This is a genomic window from Pseudoduganella sp. jia 9, from assembly GCF_055502615.1.
Genome location: NZ_JBUPWE010000004.1, coordinates 235,290 through 254,717 on the forward strand (window position 1 = coordinate 235,290; position 19,428 = coordinate 254,717).

The window sequence follows — 19,428 nt, forward strand, 5'->3', positions numbered from 1 at the left end:
CTGGTATTGACCGGGGCCGCCGGCTCGCGCCATGGGCCTCGATCACTTATTTGAAGTTCAACAGATGGATCGATTGTGGAAGAACGGTTTTCGCATATCCTTGACCGCGGTTAAGAATCAAAAAATCGTTTCGAGTAGTGGCAATCCCGCACGTTCCGGCCGGCGCATTTCAGATGCCGATCTGCGGCTGGCGCAGCTCGCGCCAGTCGATCGCCGCCGCCATGTCGCCGCCCGCCGCGGCGCATTGCGCCTCGCAGCGTTCCTTGGTGGCGAGGATCGCCGCCACCAGGAAGTCGGCGTCGTAGACCGTGAGCAGGTGGGGCTGGTGGCTTGCCAGGTAGTCGCGTACGCAGGCGTGTTCGGCGCCGCAGTCGGGCAGTTCGCAGCCGGTATCCCAGAACCAGGGCAGGCCCAGTTCGTGGAAGGCTGCGTTCCAGGCATTGCGTTGCGCCGTGGCGGCGCTGCCGGTGATGGTCATGGTCTCCTCCGTGTGTTGGTGGTGCTGACCAGCCAATACTAGGCGCGTCAAATGATTAGTAAAAGTTAAAGTTTTTAGGGATAATCATCAGCGATCCCTAATACATCGGAACGCCATGCGGAATGCCACGCTGCGCCAGCTGAAGACGTTCGAGGCGGTGGCGCGCCACCTCAGTTTTTCACGCGCCGCCGAGGAGCTGCATCTGACGCAGCCGGCCGTCTCGACGCAGATCCGCACACTGGAAGGCCACGTCGGCGCCACGCTGTTCGAGCAGCTGGGCAAGAAGACCTTCCTGACCCAGGCCGGCGCCGAGCTGCTGCCGTTCAGCCGCGCGATCATCCTCCAGTTCGAGGAAGCGGAGGCGGCGATGGCCCAGCACCGCGGCATCTCCGGCGGCCGCCTGGACGTGGCGGTGATCAGCGCCGGCGACTATTTTTTCCCGCAGCTGATGGTGGCGTTCGCGCGGCGGCATCCGGGCGTGCAGCTGAACCTCACCGTGCACAACCGCGAAGAACTGCTCGGCCAGCTGGCCGCCAACCGTACCGACCTCGCCGTGATGGTGCGCCCGCCGTCGCAGGACACGCAGAACGATGCATTCGCGCCACACCCCTATGTAATCGTCGCCGCGCCGCAGCATCCGCTGGCGGCGCCCGATCGCGGACCGATCACGTTGCGCGAACTGGTGCGGCACCCGTTCGTGGTGCGCGAACGGGGCTCGGATACCTGGCATTCGATGGAGGATGCGTTCGGGCCGCGGCTGGCCGAACTGCAGGTGGCGATGGAGATCAAGAGCACGGAGACGATCAAGCAGGCCGTCATCGCCGGCATCGGCCTGGGCTTCCTGTCGGCGCACACGATCGGCCGCGAAGTGGCGGCGGGCAGCCTGGTGGTGCTGCCGGTCGAGCGCTTCCCGCTGATGCTGAACTGGTATGTGGTGCACCGCCTCGAGAAGCGGCTGCCGCCGGTGGCCAGCGCCTTCCGGCAGTTCCTGCTCGACGATGGCGCCGAGTGGATCGGCCGGCTGATACCGACGGCGGGCTGACGGCTGCCGCCCTACCTTCCCATCAGCGCCCGCACATGCGCCGCGCAGCCGCCGGCCAGCCCGGCGCCGCTGTAGCCACCTTCGAGCACGGAGACGATGCGCCCGCCGCACACGTCCGCCGCGATGGCCATCACCTCGCGCGTGATCCAGCCGAAGTCCTCGTCGTCCAGCTCCATCTGCGCAAGCGGGTCGAGGCGGTGCGCGTCGAAGCCGGCGGAGACCAGGATCAGTTCGGGTTCGAACGCGCGCAGCGCAGGCAGCAGCCGCATCGCCACGCTGTTGCGGAACGCCTGCGAGCCGCAGCCCGGCGGCAGCGGCACGTTGACGATGTTGTTGCTGCCGCCATGCTCGCTGGCCGCGCCGGTGCCGGGGTACAGCGGCGACTGGTGGCTGGAGCCGAAGAACAGGCGCGGCTCGGCGTGGAAGGCGGCCTGCGTGCCGTTGCCGTGGTGGACATCGAAATCGATGACGGCCACCCGCGCCAGGCCGTGGGCATGCAGCGCGTAGTGCGCCGCGATGGCCACCTGGTTGAAGATGCAGAAACCCATCGCCCGATCGGGCTCGGCATGGTGGCCGCACGGGCGGGTGGCGCAGAACACGTTGTCCGCCTCGTCCGCCAGCACCGCGTCGACACCGGCGCAGGCCGCCCCCACGCAGCACATCACGGCATCCCACGAGCCGCGCGACATCACCGTGTCGCCACCGTCGAGAACCGACCTGCCTTCGAGGGGCGCCAGCGCGGCCACGGTATCGACATAGTCCGCGTCGTGCACCAGCAGCAGCTGCTCGCGGCTGCCGCGCGGCGCCTCGCGCCATTCGAGCCCGGCGAATTCGGCCTGCCACAGGGCCTGCATCACCACGTGCAGCCGGCCCGGCGATTCGGGATGATCCGGGCCGGGCAGGTGCTCCAGGCAATCGGGGTGGTACATCACCAGCGTGCGCATCGCGCCTCCCGTATTAGATCACCCGTTCGGCGCGCAGCGCGGCGATCTGCTCGTCGCTGTAGCCGAGTTGCGACAGCACTTCCCCGGTGTGCTCGCCCAGCAGCGGCGAGCGCCGCACCGTGGTCGGGCTGTCGGACAGCTTGATCGGATTGCCGACGGTGAGATAGGGCCCGCGCTCCGGATGGTCGACTTCGACGATGGTGCCGGTGGCGCGCAGCGAAGGCTCATCGGCCAGCTCCTTCATCGACAGGATCGGGCCGCACGGAATGTCGTCGCGGTTCAGGATTTCCATCACTTCGAACTTGGTCAGTGTCTTCGTCCATTCCTCGACGGTGGCGAAGATCTGCATCAGGTGCGGCAGCCGGGCGCGCGGCGTGGCGTAGGCCGGATCCTCGATCCATCCTTCGCGGCCGATCACGCGGCAGATCGCCGGCCACACGGCCGCCTGGGCGATGAAATAGATGTAGGCGTTCGGATCGGTCTCCCAGCCCTTGCACTTCAGGATCCAGCCGGGCTGGCCGCCGCCCGAGGCGTTGCCCGCGCGCGGCACCGATTCGCCGAACCGGCCATTGGCGTACTGGGGATACTCCTCCATCACGCCGTTGCGCTCCAGGCGCTGCTGGTCGCGCAGCTTGACGCGGCACAGGTTCAGCACCGCATCCTGCATGGCGATCTGCACGCGCTGGCCGCGCCCGGTGGCGGTGCGCTGGAACAGCGCCGTGACGATGCCCAGCGCGAGGTGCAGGCCGCTGCCGCTGTCGCCGATCTGGGCACCGGTGACGACGGGCGGCCCGTCGTCGAAGCCCGTCGTGGCGGCCGAGCCGCCGGCGCATTGCGCCACGTTCTCGTACACCTTGCACTGCTCGTACGGGCCTGGCCCGAAGCCCTTGACGGAGGCGACGACCATGCGCGGATTGAGCTCGCTGATGCGCTCCCAGGAAAAACCCATGCGGTCCATCGCCCCAGGCGCGAAGTTCTCCACCAGCACGTCGCAGTCGCGGATCAGCGTTTCCAGCACCGCCTTGCCGGCCGGCCGCTTGGTATCGAGCGTCATCGAGCGCTTGTTATGGTTCAGCATCGTGAAGTACAGGCTGTCGACATCCGGAATGTCGCGCAACTGGGCGCGCGTGGCGTCGCCCTCGCCGGCCCGCTCGATCTTGATGACGTCGGCGCCGAACCAGGCCAGCAGCTGGGTGCAGGTGGGTCCGGACTGGACATGGGTGAAGTCGAGAATGCGAATGCCTTCCAGTGCCTTGCTCATGCCGGTCTCCTCGGATGCCTGGGATGGGGTGTTATTTTTTTTGTATTCTGCGCCGCCTGATGAGCCTGGACAAGCTCTTGTCGGGCATCAGACGCAAGCCATCATAGCGGGCGGGCATCCGAACGATCCTTGACCGCGGTTAAGTTTAAAAAATTGTTTTAACAAATTGTCAAAACAGCGCGGACAGGTCGTCCTCGGTGCCGGCCAGCGTGCCGTCGTAGCCCGGCAGATCGGCCAGCGCGGCGCGGAAGCGTTCGTGCGCCATGGCCGCCGCCACGGCCGCCAGCAGGGGCTGGGCCAGCGCCGCCCTGTCGCAGGCAAGGAAGTAGCGCTCGCGGCATACGGGAATGAAGCCGAGGCCGAAGCGCCGCGCCGCCGTTTCCACGCCGAAGCTGATGTCCGCCATGCCGCTCGCCACGTAGGCCGCCACCGCGGCATGGGTGAACTCGGCGCTGTCGTGCCCCGGAATGCTGGCAGGATCGATGCCGCGGTCGGCCAGCAGCAGTTCCAGCAGTACGCGGGTGCCCGAGCCGTGCTGGCGGTTGACGAAGCGCAGGTCCGCCCGGGCCAGGTCGGCCAGCCCGGTGACGCCCTTCGGATTGCCCGGCGCCACGAACAGGCCCAGCTCGCGGCAGGCCAGGTGCAGGAAGGCGTGACGCCCGTTGTTCAGCCAGGGCCGGTAGTTCGCCGCCGCCGCGCCTTCGAATTTCCCGAGCGGCAGGTGAAAGCCCGCCAGGTCGCACTCGCCGCGCGCCAGCGCCGCCACGGCCTCGGTGCTGCTGCGGTAGCTGATGTCCACCGCGGCTCCCGCGTCGCGCAACTGCGCCACCAGCGCCGCCACGGCGAACCCGTGCGAGGCCGTCAATCGTACGCCGCGTGTGTCGGCGGCCAGCACCCGCGCCAGTTCCTGCTGCAGCTCGGATGCCAGGCTGTCGAGCAGCGGCGTAAGGCGCGCGCCGATGCGGCGATCGGCCCAGATCAGCTTTTCCGCCAGCGGCGTCAGCACCGTGCCCTGTCCGCGCACCTTGTGCACGAGGGCGGCGCCGAAGCGCTCGCTGAACTGCTCCAGCAGGCCCCAGGCATGGCGGTACGACATGCCGCCCTGGGTCGCCGCCTTGCTGATGCTGCCCGTCTCGCTGACGGCGCCCAGCAGCGCCAGCAGCGCAGGCAGCGCGGTGGTGCCGCCGCGGGCATCGCGCAGGAACCAGTCGGGCCGGATTTCCACGGTGAGCATATGCAAAATCCTTCCTATTGATAGTGTTTTCGGAGGGTGCTAGCCTGAATTTACACGATAAATAGACCAATAAGCACATGCCGCATATGCAACCCAGAGCATAAGCGGCCATCACCAGGAGACGCCAATGCCCGCAGTCGCCACCCCCACCGTCCAGGCCAGCCTGGCCACCCAGGCCGCCGTCGACGGCATCCTCGCCGAACTGTTCGCCCGCCTCGGCAACCGGCAGGACCAGCTGCTGCCGGTGCTGCACGGGCTGCAGGACAGTGCCGGCTACATCCCGCCGGACCGCGTGCCCGCCATCGCCGCGCACTTCAACCTGTCGCGCGCCGAAGTGCATGGCGTGATCACCTTCTACCACTACTTCCGCACCGAACCGCCGCCCCGCTGCGTGGTGCAGATCTGCCGCGCCGAAGCCTGCCAGAGCATGGGCGGCGACGACCTGCTGGCGCATGCCGAGCGCACGCTGGGCTGCGGCCTGCACGGCCGCAGCGCCGACGGCACGTTCGGGCTGGAACCGGTGTACTGCCTGGGCCAGTGCGCCACCGCGCCGGCGCTGACGATCAACGAAGCCGTGTTTGCCCGCGTGACGCCGGCGCGCTTCGATGCGCTGATGACCAATGTATTGAGGACCGATGCCGTGTCGGTGCCATCCCGGGAGGCCGTATGACAACGCGCATCTACGTGCCCTGCGATTCGGCCGCGCTGGCGGTCGGGGCCGACGAAGTGGCGGCCGCCATCGCGGCCGAAGCGGCGCAGCGCGGGCTCGACATCGCCGTGGTGCGCAACGGCACCCGCGGCCTGCTGTGGCTTGAAACGCTGGTGGAAGTGGAAACCCCGCAAGGCCGCGCCGGCTTCGGCCCTGTCGATGCGGCGGACGTGCCCGGCCTGTTCGATGCCGGCTGGGCGCCCGGCCATCCGCTCGCCCTCGGGCTGGTGGAGGAAATTCCGTATCTGGCACGCCAGCAGCGGCTGACGTTCGCCCGCATCGGCATCACCGAACCGCGCTCGCTGGCCAGCTACCTTGCGCACGACGGCTACCGCGGCCTGCGCAACGCGCTCGCGCTGGCGCCGGCGGAGATCGTGGCCGCCGTGACCGCCTCCGGCCTGCGCGGCCGCGGCGGCGCCGCCTTCCCCACCGGGATCAAGTGGAATACCGTGCTGAAGGCGCCAGGCAGCGAAAAATACATCGTCTGCAATGCCGACGAAGGCGATTCCGGCACCTTTGCCGACCGCATCGTCATGGAAAGCGATCCGTTCGTGCTGGTCGAGGGCATGACGATCGCCGGCGTCGCCGTCGGCGCCACGCGCGGCTACATCTACGTGCGCAGCGAATACCCGCACGCGATCGCCCGGCTGGAAAGCGCCATCGCCGTCGCCCGCCACCATGGCTACCTGGGCACGAACGTGCTGGGTTCCGGCCGCGCGTTCGAACTGGAAGTGCGCAAGGGCGCCGGCGCCTACATCTGCGGCGAGGAAACGGCATTGCTGGAAAGCGTGGAAGGCAAGCGCGGCATCGTGCGCGCCAAGCCGCCGCTGCCGGCGCTGGCCGGCCTGTTCGGCAAGCCCACCGTCATCAACAACGTGCTGTCGCTGGCCACCGTGCCCATCATCCTCGACAAGGGCGCCGCCTACTACCAGGACTACGGCATGGGCCGCTCGCGCGGCACGCTGCCCGTGCAACTGGCCGGCAACATCAAGCATGGTGGCCTCATCGAGCTTGCCTTCGGCGTGACGCTGCGCGAGATCCTGTACGACTACGGCGGCGGCAGCGCTTCCGGCCGACCCATCAAGGCGGTGCAGGTGGGCGGCCCGCTCGGTGCCTACCTGCCGGAATCGCAATGGGATACGCCGCTCGACTACGAAGCGTTTGCATCGCTGTGGGCGGTGCTGGGGCACGGCGGCATCGTGGTGCACGACGACCGCGCCGACATGGCCAAGCTGGCGCGCTATGCGATGGAATTCTGCGCCATCGAATCGTGCGGCAAGTGCACGCCCTGCCGCATCGGCTCCACGCGCGGCGTGGAAGTGATCGACAAGATCCGTGCCGGCACGCAGCCGGTCCAGCAGGTCGTGCTGTTGCGCGACCTGTGCGACACGATGCTGAACGGCTCGCTGTGCGCGATGGGCGGCATGACGCCCTACCCGGTGCTGTCGGCACTGAACCACTTCCCGCAAGACTTCGGCCAGCCGGATACGTCCCGGCACGCCGCCTGAGGAGAACACGATGATCGAAACCATCCTGGTCCGCGACCTCGGCACGCCGCCACCCGCGGTGTTCACCGACTATGTCACGCTGCAGATCGACGGCGAGCGCGTGACCGTCCCGGCGGGCACCTCGGTGATGCGCGCCGCCGCGCTGGGCAACATCAACATTCCGAAGCTGTGCGCCACCGACAGCCTGGAGCCGTTCGGCTCGTGCCGGCTGTGCCTGGTGGAGATCGACGGCCGCCGCGGCTATCCCGCCTCGTGCACCACGCCGGTCGAGGAAGGCATGGTGGTGCGCACACAGTCGGCCAAGCTGCAGCAGCTGCGCAAGGGCGTGATGGAGCTGTACATTTCCGACCACCCGCTCGACTGCCTGACCTGCCCCGCCAACGGCGCCTGCGAGCTGCAGGACATGGCCGGCGTGACGGGCCTGCGCGAAGTACGCTACGGCTACGACGGCGACAACCACCTCACGCTGAAGAAGGACGAATCGAACCCTTACTTCACGTTCGACTCGTCGAAGTGCATCGTATGCAACCGCTGCGTGCGGGCATGCGAGGAAACCCAGGGCACGTTCGCGCTGACGATCTCCGGCCGCGGCTTCGACTCGCGCGTTTCAGCCGGCCAGAACGAACCGTTCATGGAATCGGAATGCGTGTCGTGCGGGGCCTGCGTGGAAGCCTGCCCGACGGCCACGCTGACGGAAAAATCGGTGATCTGGCTGGGCCAGGCCGAACACAGCATCACCACCACTTGCGCCTATTGCGGCGTGGGTTGCTCGCTGAACGCCGAGATGAAGGGCAACGAGGTGGTGCGCATGGTACCGGCAAAGGACGGCAAGGCCAACGAGGGCCATGCGTGCGTGAAAGGCCGCTTCGCGTGGGGCTATGCCACGCACAAGGACCGCATCACGAAGCCGATGATCCGCGCGAAGATCACTGATCCGTGGCGCGAAGTGTCGTGGGACGAGGCACTGGATTACGCGGCATCGGAGTTCCGCCGCATCCAGGCAAAACACGGCCGCGACGCGATCGGCGGCATCGTGTCGTCGCGTTGCACCAACGAAGAAGGCTACCTGGTGCAGAAGCTGGTGCGCGCCGCCTTCGGCAACAACAACGTGGACACTTGCGCAAGGGTATGCCACTCGCCCACCGGCTATGGCTTGAAGCAGACGCTGGGCGAATCGGCCGGCACGCAGAGCTTCAAGTCGATCGAACATACCGATGTGGTGCTGGTGATCGGCGCCAATCCCACCGACGGCCACCCGGTGTTCGGCTCGCGGATGAAGAAGCGGCTGCGCCAGGGCGCCCGCCTGATCGTCGTCGATCCGCGCCGCATCGACCTGATCAAGTCGCCGCACGTGCGCGCCGACCACCACCTGCAACTGCGGCCCGGCACCAACGTGGCGTTGCTGTCGTCGCTGGCGCACGTCATCGTCGCCGAAGGCCTGCTGGCGGAAGAATTCATCGCCGAGCGCTGCGAGGACCGTGCCTTCCTGCAGTGGCGCGACTTCGTGGCGCAGCCGGCCAATTCGCCGGAGGAAATGGAAGGCGTGACCGGCGTGCCGGCGGCGCAGGTGCGCGCGGCGGCGCGGCTGTATGCTACTGGCGGCAACGCGGCGATCTACTACGGCCTCGGCGTGACCGAGCATGCGCAGGGTTCGACGGCCGTGATGGCGATCGCCAACCTGGCCATGGCCACCGGGAACGTGGGGCGCGAAGGCGTGGGCGTGAATCCGCTGCGTGGCCAGAACAATGTGCAGGGTTCCTGCGACATCGGTTCCTTCCCCCACGAGCTGCCCGGCTACCGGCACGTTTCCGACAGCACCGTGCGCGGCCTGTTCGAGCAGGCCTGGGGCGTGCCGCTGCAGGACGAACCCGGCCTGCGCATCCCGAACATGTTCGAGGCGGCGCTGGACGGCAGCTTCCTGGGCCTGTATTGCCAGGGCGAGGATATCGTGCAGTCCGATCCGAATACGCAGCACGTGACCGCGGCGCTGTCGGCGATGGAGTGCATCGTGGTGCAGGACATCTTCCTGAACGAGACGGCCAAGTACGCGCACGTGCTGCTGCCCGGCTCGTCGTTCCTGGAGAAGGACGGCACGTTCACCAATGCCGAGCGGCGCATCTCGCGGGTGCGCAAGGTGATGCCGCCGCGCGCCGGCCTGGCGGACTGGGAAGCGACGATGGCGCTGTCGAACCGGCTGGGCTACCCGATGAACTACCGCCATCCGTCCGAGATCATGGACGAGATCGCGCGGCTGACGCCCACCTTCGCCGGCGTCAGCTACCGCCGGCTCGATGAACTGGGCAGCATCCAGTGGCCCTGCAACGACGCGGCGCCGGAGGGCACGCCGACGATGCACGTCGATACCTTCGTGCGCGGCAAGGGCCGCTTCATCATCACCCAGTACGTGGCCACCAGCGAGAAGGTCACGCGGCGCTACCCGCTGATCCTGACCACCGGCCGCATCCTGTCGCAATACAACGTGGGCGCGCAGACGCGGCGCACGGAAAACGTGCGCTGGCACGACGAGGACCGGCTGGAAATCCATCCGCACGATGCGCAGGAGCGCGGCATCAAGGACGACGACTGGGTGGGCATCCAGAGCCGCGCTGGCGAGACCGTGCTGCGCGCGCTGGTAACGGAGCGGATGCAGCCGGGCGTGGTCTACACCACCTTCCACTTCCCGGAATCCGGTGCCAACGTGATCACCACGGAGAATTCCGACTGGGCCACCAACTGCCCCGAGTACAAGGTAACCGCCGTGCAGGTGATGCCGGTGCAGCAGCCGTCCGAATGGCAGCGCGAGTACCAGCGCTTCAATACCGCGCAACTGGGCCTGGCCGATCCCGGGCTGGCCAACCCGCTTGCGGAGGTGCGCGCATGAACATCGACAACCTGGTCACGATGGCCAACCAGATCGGCAGTTTCTACGCCTCCTTCCCCGACCGGGAGGAGGCGCAGACGGGCATCGCCCAGCACATCCAGCGCTACTGGGCACCGCGCATGCGCAGCCGGCTCTACCTGCACATGGATACCGCGCGGGGCGAAGGCCTCGACGCCATCGTGCTGGGCGCACTGGCGGCGCACCGCGCCGGGCACGACGCGCCGGCCGTGAATACCTCGGTACCGGAAGACGCGGACACCGGTGGCGACGCGGGATGAAGCCGGCGATGGCGCGGGAGATGAGGCGGGAGATCAAACCGGAAGCGGCCGCGATGCGCTGGGAACTGTCGATCGTGTGCGCGACGGACAGGCCGGGTGGCTTCGGGGCTTCCGCCGGCAATGACGTCGATCGCGCGGCACGCATCGTGCGCGAACTCGCCGCGGACGGTTACCGGCACGCCGGCGAGGTCTCGCTGTGGCAGGCGCTGCATCCCGGCGATGACGCGATGTTCGTCGGCGCCTATCCCGGCGGCGTGCTGGTCTGCCATGCGGACCTGGCGGGGGCACTCATCCATGGCAACGCGTGGTCGCGCGTCAACGGCAGCCTGCGCGGCGGCTTCCGGGAGACGCTACTGGCGCTGTACCCCCGCGGAGAACTGATGGCAATGGCGCTGCACTGTATAGAAAAACTATGGGGCTTCAGCGCCTACCGGGAGAGCCGGCGCATCCGCACCGTTGCCGGTTCCGGCGATGAGGGACTGTTTGCCGACCATGGCGCGCCGCTTGCCGAGGAACTGCCCGTGCTGGCGCGTGCCACCACCGCCATGCTGGAACAGCCGGCCGCCGGGGAAGCGCTGGTGCTTGCCGCTTCCGCCCGGATGTTCGGCGACAGCATCGACCGGCTGGCTGGCACCGGCCCTGTGCTGAGCCATTACCGCCGGCATCCGGCGGCCTGACTCGCCGCGGCGGCCTGCGCGCGATACAGGCATCAGTGTTTGGCCGCCTCCAGCAGCCAGTCCCTCAGCGCCACGGCGGCGGGACGCAATGCCGCCTGCCGATGGTGCACGACGTAGTATCCCTTCGTCAGCGGCAGCGTGCACGCGAACGGCTCGCACAGCGAGCCGTCGCGGATTTCCGCCTCGGTCAGCACCGCGCTGCTCAATACCGCACCCTGGCCGTGCCGGGCCGCTTCGATCGCCAGCATGCCCTGGTCGAAATGCTGGCTGGGAATGGCGTCGATCTGCTTCCCCGACAGCGACGAAAACCGTTGCAGCCATTCCTTCCAGTGTGGATGGAAGGTGGTGTGCAGCAGGGTGGCGCGCGCCAGGTCTTCCGGCTTCCTCAGCCGCAGCCGGTCGACATAGGCCGGCGCGCAGTACAGGTGGATCGCGTCGGGCCATAGCAGGTCCGCCTGCAGGCCCGGATCGTTGCCGTCGAAATGGCGGATCGCCAGGTCGACCCGGTCGCGCTCCAGGTCGACCAGCGCGGTGGTGGCGGAAAGGTGCAGCGAGATGCCCGGATGCCGGGTCAGGAACGCGGCCATCCGCGGCGCGAACCACTTGGCCGCCAGCGTCGGCGGAATCGACACCCACACTTCAGCGCTCTGCTTCAGCCGCAACTGGTCGCTGGCCTGCTGGATGCGCGCCAGCGCAGGCGCGATGGCGCTCCAGTAACTGAGCGCCTCGGCGGTAGGCTGCACCTGCCGCGTCGAACGGACGAACAGCGGCATGCCGAGCCACTCTTCCAGCTTCTGGATCTGCTGCCCCACCGCGCCGGGCGTCACGTGCAGCTCCGCTGCGGCCAGCGAGAAACTGTTGTGCTTCATGGCCGCATCGAATGCCAGCAGCGCCTTGACCGGAACCGTCATGGTATAGATTTTCTATAGTAGAGCCGAAATCTTATCATTTGTCCCGCCCTTTTCCGCTGCCGATAATGCACCATCCCCATGACACAGGAAAACCCATGCATACCTCGACCCGGACCAATTCCCCGCCCATCGCCCGGCAAGCTGCCGGCCACTGGACATTCGTGCTGATGGCGGCCGCGATCCTGATGGTGACGATGGGCACGCGCGGCTCGCTGGGCCTGTTTCTTTCGCCGCTGAACACGCATACCAGGCTGGGTGTCGCCACGATCAGCTTTGCAATGGCGATCGCCCAGCTGGTATGGGGCGTGGTGCAGCCGGTGTTCGGCGCCGTTGCCGACCGCTGGGGCCCGGGCCGCGTCATCGTGCTGGGCGCGGTCATGCTGGCGGCCGGCTCCGCGCTGACCACCCAGGTGACCAGCGAGTGGGGCCTGATCGTTGCGATCGGCATCCTCAGTGCCGCCGGCGCGGGCGCGGGCAGCTTCTCGATCCTGATCGGCGCCACCGCGAAGCACATTCCCGCCGAGCGCCGTTCGTTCGCCGGCGGCGTGATCAACGCGGGCGGCAGCATGGGCCAGTTCGTCTTCGCGCCGCTGAACCAGGCCGTGATGTCGGCATTCGGCTGGATGCACGCGATGTGGATGATGGCGGCAATCGCGCTGACCACCGCGCCGATGGCATGGTGGCTGCGCGGCCAGCCCCGGCCACAGTCCGGCGCCGGAGCGGAACCCGCCGGCATCACGCTGCGCGAGCAACTGAAGATCGCGCTGCGCGACCGCAGCTACTGGTGCCTGCATGCCGGGTTCTTCACCTGCGGTTTCCATATCGCCTTCCTCGTCACGCACATGCCGGGTGAAGTCAGCCTGTGCGGCCTCGATGCGAACGTGGCCTCGGCATCGCTGGCCATCATCGGCCTGGCCAACGTGGCGGGCAGCCTGGCTGCCGGGGCTCTCGGCAACCGGGTGCGGATGAAGATGATCCTGTGGTGGATGTATGCGTCGCGCGCCGTCGCCGTGCTGCTGTATCTCGCGGCGCCGAAAGTGCCGCTGACGTTCTACGTGTTCGCCGCCGTGCTGGGCGCGACGTGGCTGGCGACCGTGCCGCCGACGGCGGGGCTGACCGCGAAACTGTTCGGCACGCGCTACCTCGCGACGCTGTTCGGGCTCACGCTGCTCAGCCACCAGGTCGGCGGCTTCTTCGGCGCGTGGCTGGGCGGCGTGGCGGTGACGGTCATGGGCGACTACAGCTGGATGTGGTGGGCCGATGCCGCCCTGGCGCTGGCGGCGGCGCTGGTGAACCTGCCGATCAGGGAGGAGCGGCCGGTGGCGCGGCTGGTGCCGGCCTGACGCGCGTCAGCCGACGATCGCCGCGGCGATCTCCAGAAGGCGCTTGCGCAGGTCCGGAGCCGAGCCGTTCTGCGCCACGGCCTGCGCCCCTTCCAGCACGAGCGTCAGGTGCAGCGCGGTACGGCCCGGATGCTGGTGGCCCGCCGCGCGGCACAGCTTCGTCAGCCGCGCCAGCTGGCGTGCCTTGTGCTCTTCGATCAGCTTGCGTGCCGGATGCGTGGCGTCCGGCAGCTCGGCGACCGTGTTGATGAAGGTGCAGCCGCGATGCGTTGCGCTCGCGACGTCGTCCGCAATGAATTCGGCGAAACCGGCGAGCTGGCGCCGCGGGTCGTCCGGCCAGCGCTCGGCAAGGCGGTCCAGCACCGCCGTGTACTGCTCCACCTGGTAGCCCACCCACTCGGTGATCAACTCATCCTTCGATGCGAATTGCCGGTACAGGCCCATTTTCGTGGTCTGCGCGGCCCTGGCAATGGCATCGACGCCCACGCCGCGAATCCCTTCCGCATGGAACAGTTCCGCCGCCGCCTGGAACACCCGCTCGCGCAGCGGCGGTTTTCCACCCTCTTCCTCGCTCATGCAAACTCCTTGACAGTTGATACTGATCGGTATCATTATAGCCCGACCGAAATGATACCGATCGGTATCACCCTGAAAGGAGTCGTTGTGAAAGCATCCGAATACGTGACGTACGATGGGCTCGGCCTGGCCGGGCTGGTCAGGCGCGGCGAAGTCACGCCCGGCGAACTGCAAGCCGCGGCATTGCAGGCCATTGCCACCGTCAACCCACGGTTGAATGCCGTCGTCGAACATTGGGCAGAAGATTCCACGGCCCACGCGAGCGGACCCCTGGCCGGCGTTCCGTTCCTGATCAAGGACGTGGCCATCGCCATGGCGGGCAAGCGCCTGGAGCTGGGCAGCCGCCTTGCGGCCGGCCATGTCGCTGCCGAGGACTCGAACCTGATGCGGCACTTCCGGCGGGCCGGCCTGGTGACGGTCGGGCGCACCGCATCGCCGGAAATGGCGTTCAGCACCACGACGGAATCGCTGTTCCATGGCGCCACGCGCAATCCCTGGCACCTCGGCCACAGCGCCGGAGGCTCCAGCGGCGGCAGCGCGGCAGCCGTCGCGGCGGGCATCGTTCCCATCGCGCATGCCACCGATGCCGCCGGCTCGATCCGCGTTCCGGCGGCGTCGACGGGCCTGTTCGGCCTGAAGCCGACGCGTGGCCGCGTATCGAACGGACCGGGCATGGACGAGGTGTTCAACGGCTTCGGTGTGCAACTGGGCGTCAGCCGGACAGTGCGCGACAGCGCCGCCCTGCTCGACGCGATCAACGTGCCCGACGCTGGCGAGCCCTATTTCACACCGCCGCCCGCCGATGGCTTCCTGGCGGAAGTCACGCGCCCGCCGGGCTGCCTGCGCATCGGTGTCATGGCGACGGCGTGGGGCGGCCAGCGGCCGGCGCCCGAAACACTGGCCTGCCTGGACCGGGCTGCGCGCCTGTGCCGGGAACTGGGCCACGAGGTGGACGAGGCGACGCTGGACATCGGCGTGTCGTGGGAAAGCTTCGTCCATGCCAACGCGCAGATCTGGTGTGCGAACCTGGTGGGCTGGATCGATGCGTTCGCCGCGGCATGCGGACGACCGGCGGACCTGTCGACGCTGGAACCGTCCACGCTGGCCTGCTATGAATATGGCAAGCGCGCCGCGGCCACCGCGTTTGCCGGCGCACTGGAGACGCGCAACCTCGTCAGCCGAGCGGTCGCGGCGTACTTCGAAGGCCGTGATGTGCTGATGACACCAGCCCTGCCGGATGTGGCGCAGCCAGTCGGCACGTATGCGGCCGGCAGCGCGCAGCACGATGGACTTGCATGGACGGGGCACGTCTTCCGACATTCGCCCTACACCCCGGTGTTCAACGTGGCGGGAACCCCGGCGATGTCGGTGCCCCTGGGGCACGACGCGGCGGGCCTGCCGATCGGTATCCAGTTTGCCGCCGGCTGGGGCGACGACGGTCTGTTGTTCAGGCTTGCCGGACAGCTGGAAGCGGCGGCGCCGTGGAAACAGCGCATTCCCCCGGTCTGGGCGGGAAGCAGGGCTGAACCGACGAGCTGCGTGCCGCAGGCGCCTGAAAATAAATCCGGGCGCGCTGCATCCAATCGGTCTCGCCGGGAGTAGTACACGCACAACATTGCCATCCCGGCAGCTGTTGAGCCTACAACTACCGAGGACCGATCATGAACCGACCCCAGTTTTCCACGCTTGCCCTGGCCCTTTCGCTCGCATTCGGCATGACCGCCTGCGGCGGCAACGACGACGACGACCACCATGTTCCGCCGCCCGCGCCGGAAGTGCCGGCCATGACGCCGGGCGACGTCTTCGCATTGACCGCCAGCAATAAGCTGATTTCCTTCAACCGCGACATGCCCGGCACGGTGCGCACGACCGCCACGATTACCGGCTTGCAGAGCGGCGAAAACCTGCTCGGCATCGACTTCCGGCCCGCGGACGGCAAGCTGTACGGCGTGGGCTCGACCGGCCGCCTGTACACGATCGACACCGCCAGCGGTGCGGCAACGCTGAAATCCACGCTGATGGCCGATGCGGCAGATACCACGGCGCCCTTCACGGCGCTGGCCGGCACCGACTTCGGCGTCGACTTCAACCCGGTCGCGGACCGCCTGCGCGTCGTCGGCAACATGGGCCAGAACCTGCGCATCAATGTCGACACCGGCGCTACCACCACCGATGGCGGCATCAACGGCGGCGCCGCCACGACGCAGGTGACCGCGTCGGCCTACACGAATTCGTTCGCCGGCACCGGTACCACCACGCTGTTTGCGCTCGATACCGTCACCGATACGCTGTACTCCCAGAACCCGCCCAACAACGGCACGCTGGCCACGCCGGTATCGCTGGGCATCGATGCGGCCGCGGCCAACGGCTTCGATATCGATGCGCGCACCAACATGGGCTATATGGTCGCCACCGTGGCCGGTGCGCGCAACCTGTACGGCATCAACCTGGCGGCAACAGCCAGTCCTGCCACGCTGGTGGGCGCGGTGGGCGGCTCGGAAGACATCCGCGGCATCGCGCTGCGCCCGGCCCAGGCGCCGATGGTGCATGGCCTGACGGACGACAATCGCCTGGTTGCCTTCAAGGTGGCGACGCCGAACACGATCGATGCCACGGTCGCCGTATCGGGCCTGAATGCCGGCGAAACGCTGCTGGGCATCGATGTCCGGCCGAAGGATGGCATGCTGTATGGCCTGACGTCGGCGGCACGCCTCGTGACGATCGATCCGGCGACCGGCGCAACCACCGTGAAAGCCACGCTGATGGCCGACGCGGCAGACACCACCGCGCCCTATTCCGCGATTGCCGGCACCGCGTTCGCCGTGGACTTCAACCCGGTAGCGGACCGCCTGCGCGTGATCGGCAATTCGGGCCAGAACCTGCGCATCAACGTCGACACGGGCGCGACGACCACCGATGGCGCCATCAACCGGGCCAGCGGCGCGGCCACGATCACGGCCGCCGCCTACAACAACAGCATCGCCGGCACGACGTCGACGATCCTGTTCGACCTCGATACCGCCAGCGACGTGCTGGCCATGCAGATGCCGCCGAACGACGGCACGCTGGTGGACGTTGGACGGCTGGGCGTGGATGCCGCCGGGGATGTGGGCATGGATATCGCGGGCGGGGCCAATGGACTGGCGCTGGCGGCGCTGCGCACCTCGGCCACGGGACCAAGCACGCTGTACCGCATCGACCTGCTGTCGGGTACCGCGACACCGGTCAACGGCGCGGCCACGCCCGCCACCTCGGTGATCGGCAATGGTGGTGCCAACAGCGCGCCGGGCCTGCGCGACATCGCCATCTCGCTCAAGTAGGCAAGCGCGCGGCCGCGTCTACATCACCTTGACGGCGCGGCCGATGTACAGGATCGGCCCCGTCGGGCGACCGATCGGCGAGCCCTGCTCCGGTTCCAGCGTGATTTCGAACAGCTGGTTCGGCTGCAGCGGCGGCAGCTTGTCGAACCGCACGTCGACCGCCTGGCCCGGCGTGACGAGGCCCAGCGATACCGGGCCGCTCCAGCCGTCGGCCTTGGTCCACAGCTGCAGCGCACGCTGGGCCGGCACGGCTGTTTTCACCAGCGGTTCGAGGCGGATCGAATTCGGCCCGGTGGCGCGGATCACCCAGCCCGGCGCCGCGTTCTGCGGCGTGGCCAGCACCACCATGTAGCCCGGCGCTTCCGGTGCCTGCATGCGCACGCCCACCACCACCGCCATGATCGCGGCGGCCGCGAAGCCGCCAGCGGCCAGGCCGCGCCACAGATCGAGCTTGTTCCACCAGCCGGCTCCCGGTGCCTTGCCGCGTGCAGGCGCAGCCGCCGATGCCGCCGCGGACGACGCTGCCGTACTGCGTTCGATGCGCGCCCACAGCGCGGCCGACGGCTCGGCCGGCTCGGCCAGGTCCGTCAGCGGCAGCAGCCGTTGTTCCCAGTACTGCACTGCGCCGCGCAACGCGGCATCGTTCGGCAATGCTTGCTCGACTTCGCGGCGCCGTTCGGCGGACAGCGTGCCGAGCACGTATTCGCCGGCGACTTCGTGGGGATCGCGGATCGGGGTCATACCATGCACTCCCGCAGCGCCGTCAGGCCGCGCTTGATCCAGGCCTTGACGGTGCCCAGCGGCGATTTCAGGCGCTCGGCGATTTCACTGTGCGAGCAGCCATCCACATAGGCATACAGGATGCTGTTGCGCTTTGCCGCATCGAGCTGCGTCAGGCAGTGTTCCAGCCGGCCGAGATCCTGCCGCAGTTCGAAGGCGTCGGCGATGTGCGCCGTGGCATCGCTGTCGAGGGCATCCAGCGCGTCCTCGTCTTCGACCAGCACTTCGCGCGATCCGTTGCGCACCGCGTCCAGCGCCTGGTAGCGCACGATGCTGTAGATCCAGCCGCGGCCCGCGCCGCGCGCGGCATCGAAGGTGCCCGCTTTCGTCCAGATGCTGACGAAGGCATCGTGCAGCACATCCTCGGCCGCCTGGCGCTCACGCACGATGCGCAGGGCCACGCCCAGCAGGCGCGGTGCTTCCTGGTCGTACAGGCTGCGCAGCGACTGGCGGTCGCCGCGCGCGCAGCCGCGCAAGGCGGCTTCGTAGTCGAACTGGTCGGGGGCGATGGGCACGGCGATCCGTTGGCGGGTAGGTGGGCGGAACCGTGGCCCGGGCTTGACGATTATATATATGGATGAGGCAAAGGTGGCGCACGGGCAGCGCGCTCACGCCGCTGGAGCAACGCTGCGCGGCCTGTCAAGGTAGTGTTTCCACCGCCCGCCCCGCCAGCATGCAGCGTCACGCGAACTTCGTGAAATCCGGCTTGCGCTTCTCGAAGAAGGCCGTAAACGCTTCCTTCGCTTCCGCGCCCTGCAGCATCTCGAAGAACAGCTTGCTCTCCTCGGCGATGATCGCTTCCAGCTGCGCCTTGCGCGAGGACGTCATCAGCCGCTTGGTGGTGCGGATCGACGCGGCGGGCAGCGCCACCAGTTTGGCGGCCTGGGCGCGGGCGTGGTCCAGCACCTCGGCGGCGGGCAGCACCTTCGACACGATGCCCATGTCATAGGCTTCCTGCGCCGTGAACGGCTCGCCCAGCATCAGCTTCTCGGCCGCGCGCGCGTGGCCGCCGGCCAGCGGCATCAGCAGCGACGAGCCGAATTCCGGGCACAGGCCCAGCTGCGTGAACGGCACGGAGAATTTCGTGCCGTCGGCCGCGTAGACCAGGTCGCAGTGCATCAGCAAGGTGGTGCCGATGCCGATGGCCAGGCCGCTGACGGCGGCCACCACCGGCTTGGCGGAGCCGGACAGCGCGCGCATGAACTGGAACACCGGGCGGTCGCCGAAGGCCACGCCGTCGTTGGCGCGGGTGGTCTTCATGAAGTCTTCCAGGTCGTTCCCGGCCGTGAAGGCTTCCGGCTTGCCGGTGATGAGGATCGCGCGCACGTCGGTATCGTCCTGGGCGGCGTTGATCGCATCGGCCAGCGCCTGGTACATCGCGGAGGTGATCGCGTTCTTGCGTCCGATGCGGTTGAATTCCAGCGTGAGGATGCCGTTTGCCTTGCTGACTTCAATAGCCATGTCTCTTCCTTGTCTTGAATGATGA

At 68.0% G+C, this 19,428-nt stretch carries 18 protein-coding genes; 9 read left to right on the forward strand and 9 right to left on the reverse strand.

The window, feature by feature from the left end; genetic code table 11:
* Positions 1 to 169 precede the first annotated feature (169 nt).
* Positions 170 to 478 carry an HAD family hydrolase gene (locus ACY34H_RS05950; protein ID WP_464976567.1) on the reverse strand — a complete coding sequence of 103 codons (309 nt, stop codon included), beginning with the start codon at positions 476 to 478 and terminating at the stop codon, positions 170 to 172.
* Between the two features lie 115 nt (positions 479 to 593).
* On the opposite strand from ACY34H_RS05950, the gene ACY34H_RS05955 reads away from it, so the two are divergent.
* Positions 594 to 1,520 carry a LysR family transcriptional regulator gene (locus ACY34H_RS05955; protein WP_464976568.1) on the forward strand — a complete coding sequence of 309 codons (927 nt, stop codon included), beginning with the start codon at positions 594 to 596 and terminating at the stop codon, positions 1,518 to 1,520.
* 11 nt (positions 1,521 to 1,531) lie between these two features.
* Here ACY34H_RS05955 and ACY34H_RS05960 read toward each other — a convergent pair whose 3' ends face one another.
* From ACY34H_RS05960 to ACY34H_RS05970, 3 genes are all read right to left on the reverse strand, one after another.
* Entirely contained in the window at positions 1,532 to 2,464 is a 933-nt protein-coding gene (locus tag ACY34H_RS05960; RefSeq protein WP_464976569.1) for a histone deacetylase family protein, read from the reverse strand.
* A 13-nt stretch (positions 2,465 to 2,477) separates the two neighbouring features.
* Positions 2,478 to 3,725, reverse strand: coding sequence for a formyl-CoA transferase (gene frc / locus ACY34H_RS05965; RefSeq protein ID WP_464976570.1), 1,248 nt, complete (start codon positions 3,723 to 3,725; stop codon positions 2,478 to 2,480).
* 169 nt (positions 3,726 to 3,894) lie between these two features.
* A complete protein-coding gene (locus tag ACY34H_RS05970; protein ID WP_464976571.1) occupies positions 3,895 to 4,959 on the reverse strand; it encodes a substrate-binding domain-containing protein in 1,065 nt (354 codons plus the stop codon).
* A gap of 127 nt (positions 4,960 to 5,086) precedes the next feature.
* Here ACY34H_RS05970 and ACY34H_RS05975 point away from each other — a divergent pair, with 127 nt between their 5' ends.
* The 5 genes from ACY34H_RS05975 to ACY34H_RS05995 are packed head-to-tail and all read left to right on the forward strand — an operon-like array spanning position 5,087 to position 11,012.
* Positions 5,087 to 5,629, forward strand: a complete 543-nt coding sequence (locus tag ACY34H_RS05975) for a formate dehydrogenase subunit gamma (protein WP_464976572.1) — start codon at positions 5,087 to 5,089, stop codon at positions 5,627 to 5,629.
* Entirely contained in the window at positions 5,626 to 7,176 is a 1,551-nt protein-coding gene (locus tag ACY34H_RS05980; protein WP_464976573.1) for a formate dehydrogenase beta subunit, read from the forward strand. The genes ACY34H_RS05975 and ACY34H_RS05980 overlap by 4 nt, the downstream gene beginning before the upstream one ends.
* A gap of 10 nt (positions 7,177 to 7,186) precedes the next feature.
* Positions 7,187 to 10,057: a formate dehydrogenase subunit alpha gene (fdhF, locus tag ACY34H_RS05985; RefSeq protein ID WP_464976574.1), complete on the forward strand. Its 2,871-nt coding sequence runs from the start codon at positions 7,187 to 7,189 to the stop codon at positions 10,055 to 10,057.
* Positions 10,054 to 10,335 (forward strand): formate dehydrogenase subunit delta, encoded by a 282-nt coding sequence (locus ACY34H_RS05990; RefSeq protein WP_130186423.1) that lies wholly within the window; start codon positions 10,054 to 10,056, stop codon positions 10,333 to 10,335. Before fdhF ends, ACY34H_RS05990 begins: the two co-directional genes overlap by 4 nt.
* Before the next feature lie 20 nt (positions 10,336 to 10,355).
* The gene (locus ACY34H_RS05995; RefSeq protein WP_464976575.1) at positions 10,356 to 11,012 is read left to right on the forward strand and encodes a DUF6928 family protein; all 657 of its coding nucleotides are present in this window, start codon (positions 10,356 to 10,358) and stop codon (positions 11,010 to 11,012) included.
* A gap of 32 nt (positions 11,013 to 11,044) precedes the next feature.
* Here the strand turns inward: ACY34H_RS05995 and ACY34H_RS06000 are convergent, their stop codons facing one another.
* On the reverse strand, positions 11,045 to 11,923 hold the full coding sequence (locus tag ACY34H_RS06000; RefSeq protein WP_464976576.1) for a LysR substrate-binding domain-containing protein: 879 nt from the start codon (positions 11,921 to 11,923) through the stop codon (positions 11,045 to 11,047).
* Positions 11,924 to 12,018: 95 nt separating this feature from the next.
* On the opposite strand from ACY34H_RS06000, the gene ACY34H_RS06005 reads away from it, so the two are divergent.
* Entirely contained in the window at positions 12,019 to 13,266 is a 1,248-nt protein-coding gene (locus tag ACY34H_RS06005; RefSeq protein ID WP_464976577.1) for an MFS transporter, read from the forward strand.
* Between the two features lie 6 nt (positions 13,267 to 13,272).
* Here ACY34H_RS06005 and ACY34H_RS06010 read toward each other — a convergent pair whose 3' ends face one another.
* Positions 13,273 to 13,842 (reverse strand): TetR/AcrR family transcriptional regulator, encoded by a 570-nt coding sequence (locus ACY34H_RS06010; protein ID WP_464976578.1) that lies wholly within the window; start codon positions 13,840 to 13,842, stop codon positions 13,273 to 13,275.
* Positions 13,843 to 13,929: 87 nt separating this feature from the next.
* Between ACY34H_RS06010 and ACY34H_RS06015 the strand changes: the two genes are divergently transcribed.
* Together ACY34H_RS06015 and ACY34H_RS06020 are read left to right on the forward strand one after the other, a co-directional pair.
* Positions 13,930 to 15,444 carry an amidase gene (locus ACY34H_RS06015; RefSeq protein WP_464976579.1) on the forward strand — a complete coding sequence of 505 codons (1,515 nt, stop codon included), beginning with the start codon at positions 13,930 to 13,932 and terminating at the stop codon, positions 15,442 to 15,444.
* Positions 15,445 to 15,503: 59 nt separating this feature from the next.
* Positions 15,504 to 17,162, forward strand: a complete 1,659-nt coding sequence (locus ACY34H_RS06020; protein WP_464976580.1) for a DUF4394 domain-containing protein — start codon at positions 15,504 to 15,506, stop codon at positions 17,160 to 17,162.
* A gap of 18 nt (positions 17,163 to 17,180) precedes the next feature.
* Here ACY34H_RS06020 and ACY34H_RS06025 read toward each other — a convergent pair whose 3' ends face one another.
* The 3 genes from ACY34H_RS06025 to ACY34H_RS06035 all read right to left on the reverse strand — a co-directional run bounded on the left by ACY34H_RS06025 (position 17,181) and on the right by ACY34H_RS06035 (position 19,403).
* Positions 17,181 to 17,903 (reverse strand): anti-sigma factor, encoded by a 723-nt coding sequence (locus ACY34H_RS06025; RefSeq protein WP_464976581.1) that lies wholly within the window; start codon positions 17,901 to 17,903, stop codon positions 17,181 to 17,183.
* On the reverse strand, positions 17,900 to 18,457 hold the full coding sequence (locus tag ACY34H_RS06030; RefSeq protein ID WP_464976582.1) for a sigma-70 family RNA polymerase sigma factor: 558 nt from the start codon (positions 18,455 to 18,457) through the stop codon (positions 17,900 to 17,902). Before ACY34H_RS06030 ends, ACY34H_RS06025 begins: the two co-directional genes overlap by 4 nt.
* A 166-nt stretch (positions 18,458 to 18,623) precedes the next feature.
* Positions 18,624 to 19,403, reverse strand: coding sequence for an enoyl-CoA hydratase (locus tag ACY34H_RS06035; RefSeq protein ID WP_464976583.1), 780 nt, complete (start codon positions 19,401 to 19,403; stop codon positions 18,624 to 18,626).
* Positions 19,404 to 19,428 lie beyond the last annotated feature (25 nt).

Coding starts and splice junctions, on each gene's coding strand:
- ACY34H_RS05950 (WP_464976567.1), bottom strand. CDS start 478: ATGACCATCACCGGCAGCGCCGCCACGGCGCAACGCAATGCCTGGAAC.
- ACY34H_RS05955 (WP_464976568.1), top strand. CDS start 594: ATGCGGAATGCCACGCTGCGCCAGCTGAAGACGTTCGAGGCGGTGGCG.
- ACY34H_RS05960 (WP_464976569.1), bottom strand. CDS start 2,464: ATGCGCACGCTGGTGATGTACCACCCCGATTGCCTGGAGCACCTGCCC.
- frc (WP_464976570.1), bottom strand. CDS start 3,725: ATGAGCAAGGCACTGGAAGGCATTCGCATTCTCGACTTCACCCATGTC.
- ACY34H_RS05970 (WP_464976571.1), bottom strand. CDS start 4,959: ATGCTCACCGTGGAAATCCGGCCCGACTGGTTCCTGCGCGATGCCCGC.
- ACY34H_RS05975 (WP_464976572.1), top strand. CDS start 5,087: ATGCCCGCAGTCGCCACCCCCACCGTCCAGGCCAGCCTGGCCACCCAG.
- ACY34H_RS05980 (WP_464976573.1), top strand. CDS start 5,626: ATGACAACGCGCATCTACGTGCCCTGCGATTCGGCCGCGCTGGCGGTC.
- fdhF (WP_464976574.1), top strand. CDS start 7,187: ATGATCGAAACCATCCTGGTCCGCGACCTCGGCACGCCGCCACCCGCG.
- ACY34H_RS05990 (WP_130186423.1), top strand. CDS start 10,054: ATGAACATCGACAACCTGGTCACGATGGCCAACCAGATCGGCAGTTTC.
- ACY34H_RS05995 (WP_464976575.1), top strand. CDS start 10,356: ATGAGGCGGGAGATCAAACCGGAAGCGGCCGCGATGCGCTGGGAACTG.
- ACY34H_RS06000 (WP_464976576.1), bottom strand. CDS start 11,923: ATGACGGTTCCGGTCAAGGCGCTGCTGGCATTCGATGCGGCCATGAAG.
- ACY34H_RS06005 (WP_464976577.1), top strand. CDS start 12,019: ATGCATACCTCGACCCGGACCAATTCCCCGCCCATCGCCCGGCAAGCT.
- ACY34H_RS06010 (WP_464976578.1), bottom strand. CDS start 13,842: ATGAGCGAGGAAGAGGGTGGAAAACCGCCGCTGCGCGAGCGGGTGTTC.
- ACY34H_RS06020 (WP_464976580.1), top strand. CDS start 15,504: ATGAACCGACCCCAGTTTTCCACGCTTGCCCTGGCCCTTTCGCTCGCA.
- ACY34H_RS06025 (WP_464976581.1), bottom strand. CDS start 17,903: ATGACCCCGATCCGCGATCCCCACGAAGTCGCCGGCGAATACGTGCTC.
- ACY34H_RS06035 (WP_464976583.1), bottom strand. CDS start 19,403: ATGGCTATTGAAGTCAGCAAGGCAAACGGCATCCTCACGCTGGAATTC.